Annotated in this window: 8 protein-coding genes and 1 pseudogene; 5 read left to right on the forward strand and 4 right to left on the reverse strand. The window is 65.9% G+C overall.

The features are described 5' to 3' along the window. The first annotated feature begins 138 nt into the window (after positions 1 to 138). Complete coding sequence (locus V6584_RS00710; RefSeq protein WP_340468545.1) at positions 139 to 3,177, forward strand: alpha-mannosidase; 3,039 nt, start codon at positions 139 to 141, stop codon at positions 3,175 to 3,177. Positions 3,178 to 3,382: 205 nt separating this feature from the next. On the opposite strand, the gene V6584_RS00715 is transcribed toward V6584_RS00710, so the two are convergent. Beyond that, positions 3,383 to 4,678 carry an ROK family transcriptional regulator gene (locus V6584_RS00715; protein WP_340468546.1) on the reverse strand — a complete coding sequence of 432 codons (1,296 nt, stop codon included), beginning with the start codon at positions 4,676 to 4,678 and terminating at the stop codon, positions 3,383 to 3,385. Positions 4,679 to 4,970: 292 nt separating this feature from the next. Between V6584_RS00715 and V6584_RS07975 the strand changes: the two are divergent. Together V6584_RS07975 and V6584_RS00725 are read left to right on the forward strand one after the other, a co-directional pair. Further along, positions 4,971 to 5,139, forward strand: a pseudogene (locus tag V6584_RS07975) (phasin family protein); the annotation flags it as partial. 367 nt (positions 5,140 to 5,506) lie between these two features. Beyond that, positions 5,507 to 7,213, forward strand: coding sequence for an ABC1 kinase family protein (locus V6584_RS00725; RefSeq protein ID WP_340468547.1), 1,707 nt, complete (start codon positions 5,507 to 5,509; stop codon positions 7,211 to 7,213). Between the two features lie 133 nt (positions 7,214 to 7,346). On the opposite strand, the gene V6584_RS00730 is transcribed toward V6584_RS00725, so the two are convergent. Further along, positions 7,347 to 8,207, reverse strand: a complete 861-nt coding sequence (locus tag V6584_RS00730; protein WP_340468548.1) for an aldo/keto reductase — start codon at positions 8,205 to 8,207, stop codon at positions 7,347 to 7,349. 113 nt (positions 8,208 to 8,320) lie between these two features. Here V6584_RS00730 and V6584_RS00735 point away from each other — a divergent pair, with 113 nt between their 5' ends. Beyond that, complete coding sequence (locus V6584_RS00735) at positions 8,321 to 9,412, forward strand: glycerophosphodiester phosphodiesterase family protein (RefSeq protein WP_340468549.1); 1,092 nt, start codon at positions 8,321 to 8,323, stop codon at positions 9,410 to 9,412. Positions 9,413 to 9,606: 194 nt separating this feature from the next. Further along, complete coding sequence (locus V6584_RS00740) at positions 9,607 to 10,572, forward strand: DMT family transporter (protein ID WP_404802614.1); 966 nt, start codon at positions 9,607 to 9,609, stop codon at positions 10,570 to 10,572. Here V6584_RS00740 and V6584_RS00745 read toward each other — a convergent pair. Beyond that, positions 10,541 to 12,583, reverse strand: coding sequence for an FtsX-like permease family protein (locus tag V6584_RS00745; protein ID WP_340468550.1), 2,043 nt, complete (start codon positions 12,581 to 12,583; stop codon positions 10,541 to 10,543). The two genes, V6584_RS00740 and V6584_RS00745, sit on opposite strands and share 32 nt — an antisense overlap. Positions 12,584 to 12,642: 59 nt before the next feature. Next, complete coding sequence (locus tag V6584_RS00750; RefSeq protein WP_340468551.1) at positions 12,643 to 13,500, reverse strand: ABC transporter ATP-binding protein; 858 nt, start codon at positions 13,498 to 13,500, stop codon at positions 12,643 to 12,645. Positions 13,501 to 13,612 lie beyond the last annotated feature (112 nt).

The following is a 13,612-nucleotide window of genomic DNA, read 5'->3' on the forward strand; positions in this document are numbered from 1 at the left end:
GGTGCAAAAAAGGACCGCAAAATGCGGTGCCGGAAGTGGTAAGTGACAGAGAAGTAAACTAGACTAACTTTTGCATGGATGGCAAAAGACAATGTAGGTGCGGGGTCTTTTGGGTCCCGCCAACAAGGAGGTTGAACATTGGGATTCACGCATGAGGAAAAGGTCCTGTGGCGCTTGGACAGGCTTCTGGGCCAGCACCTGCGGAACGCTCTGTACCGCCACACCTGCCCGGTCTCGATCGAGTCCTGGGATGTCGCCGGTGAACCTGTCGACTTCCAGACGGCCCGGCAGGCCGAGTACAGGCCCATGTCGGTGGGGGACCCCTGGGGAACGGCCTGGGACACCTGGTGGCTCCACGTGACCGGCCAGGTGCCGGCGGAGTGGGCCCAGGAGGCCGACACCCGTCCGGAACTGGTCGTCGACCTGGGGAAGGTGGGCCTGGGCCCCGGTTTCCAGGCAGAAGGACTGGTGCACCGTCCGGACGGCTCGGTGGTCAAGGCCATCGAACCCTTCAACGGATGGGTGCCCGTGCCTGACCCCGGCCAACCCTGCGAATTCTACATAGAGGCCGCCTCCAACCCGCAGATCTCCAACGGTGGGTCGTTCCACCCCACCGAACTGGGCAATGAGGGGGTCGGCAAGGAGAAGGGCATCTACCACCTGCAGAGGCTGGAGCTGGGCCTGCTCGACCTCCAGGTGTGGAACCTGATCCAGGAGCTCAATGTCCTCCAAGGCCTCCTGCGGGAAATCGACCCCACCCGCACCCGCTACGCCAACATCCTCGATGCCATCGAGGCCGCACTCAACAGCATCGACCCCAACGACGTCGCGGGAACGGCCGCCCAGGCCCGCCGCTGCCTGGCAGATGTGCTCAGCGCACCTGCCACCAAGGGGCACACGGTCTATGCCGTGGGCCACGCCCACATCGATTCCGCCTGGCTCTGGCCCCTGAGGGAGACCCCGCGCAAGGTCGCCAGGACCTTCAGCAATGTGGTCGAACTGGCCGACGAGTACCCTGATTTCATCTTCGCCGCTTCCTCGGCCCAGCAGTACCAGTGGCTCAAGGAGAGCGAACCCGACGTCTACGAGGGGGTCAGGCGCAAGGTCCGTTCCGGCCAGTTCGTCCCCGTCGGCGGCATGTGGGTGGAGAGCGACGCCAACCTGCCCGGGGGCGAATCCCTGGTCCGCCAGTTCCTCCAGGGAGGCCGCTTCTTCCAGGAGGAGTTCGGCGTCACCTCGCACATCGCCTGGCTGCCCGACAGCTTCGGATACTCGGGGGCCTTCCCCCAGATCGCCCGCCTGGCAGGCATGGATTACTTCCTGACCCAGAAGATCTCCTGGAACGATACGGACACCTTCCCCTTCCACTCCTTCATGTGGCAGGGGATCGACGGGACCGAGATATTCACCCACTTCCCCCCGTCGGACAAGTACAACTCCGACGCCTCCCCGGCCGACGTGGCCCGGTCCGAGAAGAACTACACCGAGAAGGGCAAGGGTGCCTCCAGTCTCCTCCTCTACGGGTGGGGCGACGGCGGCGGCGGCCCCACGCGCGAGATGGTGGCGGCGGCCGAGCTCCAGAAGGATCTGGAGGGCGGGCCACGGGTCCTTATGACTTCGCCCGAGACCTTCTTCCGTCAGGCCAAGGACGAAATGAAGAACCCGCCCCGTTGGGTGGGTGAGCTCTACCTGGAGCTCCACCGGGGCACGGCCACTTCTCAGGCGGCGACCAAGAGCGGGAACAAGCGCAGCGAATCCCTCCTGAGGCAGGCCGAGTACTGGGCCAGTCAGGCCGCCATCCTCTGCGGGACCCCCTACCCCTACGACGAACTGCAGGAGATCTGGCGCAAGGTCCTCCTCTACCAGTTCCACGACATCCTGCCCGGATCGGCTATCGCCTGGGTATACGCCGAGGTTCAGCGGTCCGACCGGAAGATCTGGGCCCAGCTGGAGGAGATCATCGACAGGTCCCTGAAGGCGCTCGCCGGCAGTGGGGACGTCCCCCTTGAAGCCAATGCCGGCCCATTGGCCCAGGAGGGCGTGCCCGCCGGTGCCGTCGCGGCCCCCCGGACGGGCAACACCGGTGCCGCCGGGGATGCCCCGGTCAGCCGGGCCCGCAGGGAGGGCGATGATGTGGTCCTCGAAAACGACCGTGTCTCCTTCCGCATCGACTCCCGGGGCCATGTGCTCTCTGCAGTCGACAAGGCCTCCGGCAGGGATGCGATCGACCCGGCGGTGCCGGCCAACGTCCTCCGTCTCTTCGTGGACGCCCCCGCCCATTGGGATGCCTGGGACATCGACAAGACCTACCAGGACATGGAGCTGCCCGGAGCCCGGGTGGAAGGGACCGCCCTGAGCGACCAGGGGAGGTTGACCCTGACCGGGACCATCGGCCAGTCCTCCTTCAGCCAGGAGCTCAGCCTGGATGATGACACGGATGCCCTGATCATCAGGACCCATGTGGATTGGAAGGAGAGCGACAGGCTCCTCAAGCTCTCCTTCCCGACCAACCTCTACACGAAGGAGGCCGTCAACGAAATCCAGTTCGGCCACCTGTCCCGACCGGTCACCGAGAACACCTCCTGGGAGCAGGCCCGCTTCGAGGCCGCCGCCCAGCGGTGGGTGCACATACAGGAGGGCGGTTTCGGTGTCAGCCTGGCCAACTGCACCAACTACGGCCACGATGTCCACCAGTTCATCCTGCCTGACGGCAGGCCGGGCACCCGCATCCAGATATCCCTCCTGCGCGCCCCCCACTTCCCCGACCCCCGGGCCGACCTGGGCGGGCACGACTTCACGGTCGCCCTGGGAGTCGGCACCGACATCAGGAGGGCCATCCGCATGGGATACCGGCTCAACGTGCCCCTTCGCTCCTGGTCGGGTGCCCACCCGGTGGACCCCCTGGTCAAGGTGGATGGGAGTGACGTGCTCATCGAGAGCGTCAAGCTGGCCGAAGACAGGTCCGGCGACCTGATCGTCCGCCTCTACGAGTCCGCAGGCGCCCGTTCACGGGCCCGGTTGACCGCCGGCTTCGGTTGGTCCGGGGTCGATGAGGTGGGCCTGATGGAGGTCCCCTGCGATGCCGTCCAGCCGGCCATCAGATCCCAGGAGGATGGCGGCATCGACCTTGAGCTTCACCCCTTCCAGATCGTGACGCTGAGGTTCCGCAGGTCCTGAGATTGGACCACCTTCCAGGTCAACGGGCCGGCGATCTTGATTGCCCGGCCCGATGACCCGATGCCAATCGGCCGCCCGGCATCCTGCTGGGCGGCCCTTTCATGACCGGTGGGTGGGTCTTTCGTGTCTGGCCGGCCCCTTTGATGAGGGAGGGCAGGTCCTGCCCGGGCCCTCTCCCGGCCGTCGCCCCCGCCACGGCAGGGTGTCAGAGGGCGGGGTGGTCCTTCCCCGACATCCCCGGTGACGAGCCGGGGGTCAGGTCATTGTCAAGTATCGCGCTGGCGGCGCCGATGGCCGCAAGGTCGCCTCCCAGTGTGGTCGACAGGACCTTGAAATCGTGGACCTGCCTGAGGACGGACCGCCTCCTGAGCACCTGGCCCACACGGTCCAGGTAGATGTCTTCCATCAGGTGCCAATAGGGGCCTCCGAAGACCACCGTGTCCATATCCCACAGGTCGGTCAGGATGGTTACGGCCCGGCCGATTCTTCCGGCCCCCTCCACCAGGAGGTCCCTGCAGGCGTCCTCGCCATCGTGCGCCCTTCGGCAGAGCGATCTGAAGGCCCCGTCCAGGAGGGGAAGGTCGGCGGAGTCGTTGAAGGCCTGCGGATCGTTCACCCCGGTGGGGCCTGGGAAGAGCCCCTCCTTCTCCGCCTGTTTGACCAGTGAGCGCGGGTCGCAGGTGACGGCCACGCACCCCTTCTGCCCGCACCAGCAGGCGGGGCCCGAGGTGTCCACGACGATGTGGCCCATCTCCCCCTCGTTGCCCGTCCGGCCCCGGTAGACCTGGCCCTGCCTGACCGTTCCGAAGGCGATGCCCAGACCCATGTACATGAAGATGTAGTCCTGACCCGTCTCCTGTCCGTTGCCGGCCCAGGTCTGGCCGTGGCAGGCGGCGGTCACGTCCTTTTCCATGAAGACGGGCAGGCCGGTGATGGATTCCAGGTCGTGGGCCAGACGGACATTGCGCCACCCTGACAGGTTGGGAGGGTCAAGGACCGTACCCCTTCCCGCATCCAACGGGCCGGGGATGGCAATGCCGATGCCTCCGACTTTTTCCCTGGGTATCCCCTGGCGTTCCAGCAGGAGGGCGGCGGACCGGGCCAGGACGGCGATGGCTCCGGCCGAGTCGTCCGGCAGGATGGGCAGGTCCCTGTCGATGATCTCACCAGCCAGATTGATCAGGATGACGGTGGTTCTGGCCGGCTCCAGGTGGATTCCCAGCGCAAAACGTCCTTCCGGATTCAGTCTTATAGCCGTTCTCGGCTTCCCCCTGCCAACCGTCACGGTCCCCTGCTCCTGGACCAGGCCCCCGTCGATCAGTTTGCGGACCATGTTGGTCACGGTCTGGGCGGTCAGCCCGGTCAGGTGGGCCACCTCCACCCGGCTGATCTGGCCGGCCTTGCGGATGGTGTCGAGGACCACGCTGCGGTTGTAGTCGCCGACGGCGGGGAGGTTGGTGCCATGCAGGAAGGGGGACTCATGCGGATAGGACAGGGACATTCTTGCCTCATTGGATTTGTGTTCCCCTCGTCCTTGGGCCGGGACGGGTCGGGCGACGGGAGTCTGCCTGGCTCCCGAGGGGATCGTCGGACTCCCGGCATGGGAGGGGCTGTGTACGCAATCGATATTATTGGCAGGAAGCGACGGGGAAAGGAGGCCGCCTCAGGGTAGACTGGCCTTGTACCCGGGTCCCCTGCCATGGACGGCCAGTGAGGTTGGCCTCCGGCCCAGGCTGGGATTTGGATGGTCTTCCGCCTCGAGGGCGGAAGGACAAGATGCTGGGAGGCATATCATGGCTGATTTCGATTTGGGAGACGGACTGCGCAAGGTCATCTTGGCGGGCATAGGCGCCCTGGCCACGGGGGTCGAGAAGGGGCAGGAGATCGTGGACAACCTGGTCAAGAAGGGTGAGCTGACCGTCGACCAGGGCAAGATACTCAACACTGAACTCAAACGCAACAGGGCTCAGGCAGCCCGGTCCGGGTCACAGGCGACCGCCGGCCAGGGGGGACCCTCGGCTCCGGTCGCGCCTGAGGCCTCCCGTCCGGTCCCCCCGACCCCCTCGGAACCCTCCACGCCGCCGGCGCCGGCCCCGGCCGGCCCGGTTGACCCCAGTCCCCTGGACCGGGCGGCCACGGCAGGCTCCGACGCTCCGGACACTCCGGCAGGGGATTCCTATGCGGACCCCGCCGGAAGCCCTGCCGTCTGACCTACCGGGCGGATACGGGCCCCGGCAGGGGAGGGTCCGTGCCGCTCCCGATCGGGAGGGGCCGGTCCTGGCCGGTCCGATGCCAGTGGCGATCATGCGGAAGGGAAGACGGATGAGGAATGGGTGCGATGGCCGGTCGTGATTCGCATATAGAGACCATCGGGTTGTTCGGCTACGGCCGCGGCGACTCCGACCTGGACGAGGGCCGCCGGGTCACCCGCCGGGGCAAGTTGAGGCGGCTGGCGCAGATTGTGCGGATAGCCAACCAATACGACATCGTGCACGGTCTGACCCCGGTCACCATGCGTCTCATGTTCGAGGCGCTGGGACCCACCTTCGTCAAGGTGGGGCAGATCCTCTCCATGCGTTCGGAGATCCTCCCCGACTCCTTCTGCCGGGAGCTGTCCAAACTTCGGGCCGAGGCCGACCCCATCCCATACGCCACGGTCGTCGACACCCTGACCGCCGAGTACAAGCGGCCCCTGGACGAGATCTTCTCCTCCATCGACCCGACACCGCTGGGGTCGGCCTCTCTGGCCCAGGTCCATCGGGCCCGTCTGGTGACGGGGGAGGATGTGGCCGTCAAGGTGCAACGTCCGGGCGTGCGCGAGACCATGGTCCAGGACATCGACATCATGCGCAGCATCATCAAGTGGGCCTCCCGCTTCGTCCACAAGACACAGGTGGTTGACATGAAGGGGGTGGTGGAGGAGCTCTGGGACACCTTCCAATCGGAGACCGACTTCCAGCGGGAGGCGGACAATCTTGCCGAGTTCCGGGGATTCTGCCGGTCCTATGCCTACATGGACTGCCCCAAGCCATATCCGGATCTGTGCACCCGGCATGTGGTGGTCATGGAATACGTGGATGGCACCTCGGTCTCCCACCCGGGCAAGCTGGTCGACCAGGGCTACAGCCTCAAGGAGATCGGGACCAAGCTGGTCGACAACTATGCCACCCAGATCTTGGATGCCGGCTTCTTCCACGCCGACCCCCACCCCGGCAACATCATCATCCGCGGGGGGAAGATAGTCCTGATTGACATGGGCATGGTCGGCCGGATCGACAAGGCGACCCGGTCCGTCCTCAAGGACATGATCTTCGCGGTCGGAAGGGAGGACACCCCGGCACTGGCGCAGGGGCTCCTCCGTTTCGCCGGGACCTCCAAGACCCGCAGCGAAGACTATCCGGCCCTCCTGGCCGATCTGGACTCCCTGGTCCAGCATTACGGGAAGATGGACCTGGCCGACCTGGACATCAGTTCATACGTGAATGCGGTGATGCAGCTGGCCGCCCGTCACGGGGTCAAGGTTCCCGGTTCGGTCACCATGGTGGCCCGCTGCCTGGTCACCCTGGAGGGCCTGCTGGATGCCTTCATGCCAGATGCCAACATGGTGCAGATCATCGCCAACCACGTCGCCTCCTCGACCAGCCTGGAGGAAAAAATAAAGGAAGGGGCGGGCCAGCTGGGTTCCGAAGGGGATCTGGCCCTCCACGGTCTGTTGGGAGCCCTGGCCGAATCCAAGAACGCCGCCAGGATGCTCACCAGGGGGCAGCTCAAGGCCAACGTGGAGCTGGTCGGCTCCGAGGAACCCCTTCAGCAGCTGTCCGACATGGTCAACAGGCTGACCATGGCCCTGATCGTGGTCGGCCTCTACGTGGGGTCCTCCATAGTCTACTTCGCTGGAATCAAACCCGTAATCTTCGGCATACCAGTGGTCGGCATGCTGGGTTATGTGGTGGCCTTCATCCTCTCGGCCTGGATCGTCTTCGACATCCTGGTCAAGCACCGGGCACTGAGGCGTCGCCAGGAGGGCGGGGGCTGACGGGGTGAGGCTGACAGCCGTGGGTCTCTGCCTGCACCTGCCGGCCCGGGCCCGGTGATTGGGTTGAACCCGGTTACAGACCTGGGCCCGGTTCCCTTTCGGAGCCTGGCCTGAATCCGGCCGGTTCCCGGCTTCAGCCGGCGAAGTCCTCCACGGTTTCGGGGGACTCGTGGTCCATGAAGAGGGACCTGCCCTGGTCCAGCCCCCGGATGGCCTCCATCTCGGCCCCGGTCAGGGCGAAGTCCCAGATGTCCAGATTCTCCTGCATGCGTTCCTTGTGGACCGTCTTGGGGATGATGACCACCCCGTCCTGGACCAGGAAGCGCAGGGCGGTCTGAGCCGCCGTCTTTCCATGGGCCTGGCCGACACGGGTCAGGACCGGGTTGGTGAACATGCCTCCCAACCCCTCCGCGAAGGGTCCCCAGGATTCGATCTGGGTGCCGTACTTGTCCAGATACTTGCGGTCGGTCCTGCGCTGTTGGAAGACATGGGTCTCCAACTGGTTGACGGCCGGCACCACCCTGTTGAACTTGACCAGGTCCACATAGCGGTCGGCATAGAAGTTGGACACCCCTATGGCCCGGGTCTTCCCCTGGTCGTACAGGTCCTCCAGGGCCCGGTAGGCCCCGTAGTAGTCGTTGAAGGGCTGGTGGAGGAGGGTCAGGTCGAGGTGGTCGGTCCCGAGTTTGTCCAGGGAGCGCAGGACGGACTCCCTGGCCTTGTCATAGCCGTAGTCGCTGATCCAGACCTTGGTGGTCAGGAAGATCTCCTCACGCTTGATCCCGCTCTGCGCGATGGCCGCCCCGACGGCCTCCTCGTTGCCGTAGGCCTGGGCCGTGTCGATGGACCTGTAGCCCACCTCCAGGGCATCCAGGACAGCCTGCTTGCACTGGTCGAAGTCGCGGATCTGGTAGACCCCGAACCCCTCCATGGGCATTTCGACACCGTTGTTCAGCTTCACCGTCGCGATGGCGGTCCTCGTAGGTTCACTCATGCCGCACCTTCCTTTCCTCCTATCAGGATACTTCCCGGTCACCGGAATGCTAGCGTGGAGGTAGTCAAGTCGATGCCGCGGCCCGGCAAGGCCGTGGTGAATCCAAAGGGGCGATGATGACATCTCGAAAGCGGTCCGGTGGTGCGGGCAGGTTCTTCATGTGGACGGTCTTGGGCGCTGCCGCCCTGCGCGTGTGGAGCCTGGCTCCTGGCCTGGTGGTCATCAGGGGCCGGAGGTCGGGGGTCGGCGTCCCCCCGGTCCCTTATGCCCACAGGGGCCTGCACGACGCGGGATCCGGCCTGGACCCGGACCGGCGCTCGCAGGGGCAGAAGGAGTACCTGGAACTCTGTCAGCACCTGGAGGGGGCCGGGTCCTCTGAAGGGCCGGTCGGCAGGCACCAGGCCCGGCCGGACATGCCGAATGACCGCAGGGAGCGCTCCCCCCTGGCGCCGGAGAACTCCCTGCCCGCCTTCGATGCCGCCTGCCGGGCCGGATACGGCATGGAGCTCGATGTCCACCTGACCCGCGACGGGAGGGTGGTGGTCATCCACGACGACAACCTGAAGAGGGTGGCCGGGGTGGATGCCGCCGTGGCCGACCTGACTTACGAGCAGCTGTGTGACATCCCCCTCTTCCCGGCCCCATCACGGGCGGGTGATTCGGTTTCGGCGCCACAGCAGGGTGGACGGGACGGGCAGGGGGGCTGCCATGTCCCCCTCCTGTCCGATGTCCTGGAGCTGGTCGGCGGCCGGACCCCCATCATTGTCGAGTACAAGATGGGCTCACGGTTGGATTCGGCGCTGATGGAGAAGACCGATGCCCTGCTGAGCGCATATAAGGGGGAGTACGTCATCGAGTCCTTCAACCCCCTGGCCCTTGCCTGGTACCGCCGTCACAGGCCTGAGGTCTGCAGGGGCCAGCTGGCCGTCCCCTACCATGGGCCGGTGCGCAGCCTGGACCAGGCCGTCAGGTGGTTGGCCGGCAGGCTCTGGTTCAACTGGCTGGGCCGCCCCGACTTCGTGGCCATGGAGCGGCGGGCCGGACACGGTCTGCCCATGAGGGTCTACCGTTTCCTCGGCGGCCGGCCGGTGGCATGGACTGTCCGCTCCGCAGAAGAGGGGGAGGCCGCCCGCGACGATTTCGACCGCTTCATCTTCGAGTCCTACCTGCCTGGCCGTCCGGGGTCTGCCGTGGAATCTGCCTGAAGGTCAGGACCCTGGATTCCATCGGCATGTTGCGCCCCCGCCTGTCTTTATGATTGTCCTTGTTCAACGTCATTTTCTGGGTTACACGGTTGTAAAGGCTGGAAGCAATGGGTGTTCGTGCCGGTGGGCGTGTGGTCAGGGGAGGTCTTCGAGCCCTGAAGGGCGACGGCCACGGCATGAAGGGGCGGGCGGCCATGCTCCGCGCCGGTTTCCGCAAGCTCCACACCATGATTTCCATGAATTTCCCTCCCAACCTGGCCAGGTTCATGCTCCTGTGCTGCGCAGCCCTCTGGGGCGGCAGCTACCTGGTGGCCAAGTCGGTCATGGTGGCCATACCTCCCCAATGGATGATGTTCCTGCGGATGACCGGGGCCTGCCTCTTCATGATCCTTCTGTTCCCCCGGCACATCCTCCCCCACCTGAGCCGCCGGATCATCCTGCCCGGCCTTGTGGTGGGCATAACCTATTACGGGACCATGGCCATGCAGACCGTGGGGTTGAAAACCGTCGACCCGGGGCGCAGCGCCTTCCTGACGGCCAGTTACTGCGTCTTCACCCCCTTCGTGGTCTGGCTCCTCTTCCACCACCGTCCCAGCCTGATCAACCTCATGGCCTGCGTGATCTGTCTGGCAGGTGTCGGTTTCGTTGCCTTGAAGCCCGGTTCCTCCTCCCTCTCCCTGTCAAGAGGGGACTGGCTGACCCTTGGCTGCGCCCTGGCCTACGCATTCAACCTGACCATGCTCAGCCGCTACTCCCGCCGGTTCTCCCCCCTCTCCATCACCTTCGTGCAGTTCGCCGTGGCCGGTGTCCTCTTCCTCGGCGGGGCCCTGGTCAGTGAACCCGGTCCCAACACCTCCTGGCTCAGGCCCGGCGTCGTGGCCGGCTTCCTCTACCTCTTCCTGGGGGCCACCTTCCTGGCTCAGGTCATGCAGAACATAGGTCTGGCCCACATCGCCCCCGAGAGCGCTTCAGTGGTCATGTGCACGGAGAGTCTCTTCTCGGTCGCCTTCTCGGTCATTTTCCTGGGAGAGAGACTGAGCTGGACCTCCTTCGCCGGTTTCGCCCTGATCTTTGCCGCCGTCCTCATGTCCGTGATCAAGACCGGGCCCCGTCGCCCGCCCAGGCCGGTCATAGTCCAGACCGGTTCGGCTGCGAACTGATCCAGGTGTAGAGACCGGAGGTCAGCATGGCCGCCGCCAACCCCACCAGGGCCATGCCGAAAAAGTACCCGTATGGCAGGGGGATTCGGATACCAGCCAGGGCGGTGTCCATCTGCCGGTAGGTTCCACAGATGACGGCCAGCATGACCAGGGCCGCCAGGACGGTGGCCGCCAGGACGTCGATGGCTGATTCCCAGATAGAGGCCATGGCCAGGGGCAGACGTGATACGCCGACATCCCGCAGGCGGCCGTTCTGCAGGCGGCGCTCGCTGGCGACGATGGCGCAGGACTGGACCAGGAAGATCGATGCAAGGACCGCCGCTCCGGCCGTCATCCTGGGCAGGCCCTGCTGGACATGGGCGGACCGCCTGGCATCGTAGTCCATATGTTCCCTTCGGGTTCTGGCCCGGGCCCCGGAAGCGGTTGGGTCCTGTCTCAACCGGCCGTCCAGGTCGCGCGAGGCCCGGCCGGGGTCGCTCCCTGCCTTGAGCCGGACCAGGGTGGTCAGTCCCTTGGCCTGCGGCGGTTCGATCTGCAGCCCGCTCTCAGGGCCCATGACCAGCTGGCTGGATTGGCCGGTCGGCCCCATGTCGACCACGGCGGCGACGGTGAACCGTTGGGTCTTGTCGTCCTTCCCCGTCAGGATCAGGGTCTGGCCCAGGGGCTCCTTCCCTTCCAGGTTGTTCTGGGCCCACTGTCGGGTCACCGCCACCCGGCCTGGGCCCAGGTCTCCAGGGGAGCCCTTGATGAAGGTGGGCATGATCGTGTCGGCAGGGCGGGCGCCCGGTGTCTGCCCACGCAGGGGGACCATGGTTAAGATGGTCGTGCTGTTCCGATCGACGCCGGGGCCTGAGACCTGCCAGTCTTCGCTGCGGTAGGTGACTGCTGAATCCACGTCCGGTGAGGTGACCAGGGTCCTGTCCAGGGCCCCGGCGGCATCCGCATCGGCGGTCACGATTATCTCGGCCTGGACGGGGGCGTACTGGCTGACCGTCTGACTGGTCCATCCTGCACGGGCTAGGGTCAGTATCCCGGACATGATGACCAGCATGAGGATGACAGGCAGGGCGATGGCACCGGAGGCCCTGCTCTCCCGTCGGGCCCTTTGACGGGCCAGAAGGCCCGAGCCCCGGGTCGCCAATTGGAGGGGGAGGCCGATGACCGACCCGACGGCCGTCACAAGAAGGGGAGCCAGGGCGGCGACTGCCGTCAGAAGGCAGGCGGTGGAGGTCAGGATCCGCGTTTCCACATCCATTCCGTCGACGGGTGCCAGAACCAGGACCATCCCGCCGGTCAGGCCGGCCAGGGCCAGGAGGATCCTGACCGGGCCGATCTTCTTCTTGGCCGCCGTCCGCCCTGACGGGTTCAGGGCTTCAATGGGGCTGACCGAGCCGATCCGCCTGGCGGCGAACCAAACGCCGACCAGGCAGGCAGCCATCAGGGAGACGAAGGCGATGAGGGTACCGGCCAGGTTTGGTCGGCCGGCAAGCCGGACCCCGTAGATCCCTGAATCGAGGATGACCTTGACGAAGGCGCCGGACAGGAGGCAACCGGACAGACTGCCTGCCAGGTCTGCCACAGCCAGGGGGACCATGAACTCTCCCAGGGCCAGCCGCCTCACCCGTCTTGGGGAGGCACCAGCCAGGCGGAACATGGCATATTCCCTCCTTCGGGTTTCAATCAGGAAGCCGACCGAGGAGATGACCAGGATGATGGAGATGAAGGCGCAGATGACCGCCGCCATGACGGCCATCTGCCGGGCGGCATCCTCCCCGCCGGCCTGGATGAGACGTTCGTATGCATTGAGCTGGCCAGCCGGTGGCGCCCCGTCCCTGTGGCCGATGGAGAAAGCCGCTTGAATCCAGCCGCTGCTCAGGGTGGAGGCCGCCAGGGTGGCCAGGAGCATGACCAGGTATGAGGAACGGTGCCTGCGCACCAGGCCCAGGACCAGGGATGATGGGCGGGGCCGACGGACACCCGTGTAGACCGCCGAAACCGCCGTCGTTTCCATGATTTCTGCATGAGCGGACGCGGTGGTTGTCCCGGCCCGCCGGGTCCGATGCGGTCCTTTCATCGCCGTGCCTCTTCCATGGCCGAAGGGGACAGGGCTCTGCCTGTCGAGTCGGTCAGGGGCCGCTGCGAACGGGTTGGCATGGACGGAGGCTGCGGGGGCAATCCCGTCAAATAGTCGTCCCCTGGCCTTTCGTCATCCATAAGGGCCAGCCGGTGGGCGATGGCCTGGGGGTCGCCCCCCGGGCAGGTGGAGTGGACGCGCCCGTCCCGGAGGAAGACCACCCGGTCGGCCCTGGCGGCGACGTTGGGGTCGTGGGTGACCATGAGTATGGTCCTTCCACGGCCCGCAGCCAGATTGAACAGGTCCATCACCGCCTTGGAGCTGCGGGTGTCCAGGGCCCCGGTGGGTTCGTCGGCGAAGAGGAGTTCGGGATCGGCCGCCAGTGCGCGGGCCACGGCCACCCTCTGCTGCTGGCCGCCGGACATGTCAGTGGGGCAGGTGGCGGCGTAGCCTTCCAATCCCACATCCGCTAAGGCCTGGAGGGCGGTGGGGACCGGGATCTTCCTCCCGCCGAAGAGGTCGGTCAGCATCACGTTTTGCAGGCAGGTGAAGGCTTCGACCAGGTTGTAGTCCTGGAAGACGAAGCTCAGGTGATCCCTTCTCAGGCGGGTCAGCGCCGCCTCCTTCATGTCCGCCGGGTTTTGGCCGGCTATGAGGACCGTGCCCCCGCCGGCCTTCAGCAGACCGGCGGCGCAGTACAGGAGGGTGGACTTGCCGGCCCCCGAGGGCCCCATGATGGCCGTCCAGGTGCCCGGGCTGCATTCCAGATCCACCCCGTCCAAGACGGTCCTTCCCCCCTTCTTCGTCCCGTACCTGTATGAAACCTTGTCCAATATGAGAGGCGAACCGTTCATGTCTTCCTTCCACCGTGGCGCCGCCCCGCCCGGATGGGCTTGGGGGGGTTGATCCCTTCTGGTGCCATTTCACCAGCTGCGATAGGAGGATTCAGGGTGTTTTCAGGGTCGG

This window comes from Bifidobacterium favimelis (assembly GCF_037963085.1).
In the GTDB taxonomy this organism is placed as follows: domain Bacteria; phylum Actinomycetota; class Actinomycetes; order Actinomycetales; family Bifidobacteriaceae; genus Bombiscardovia; species Bombiscardovia favimelis.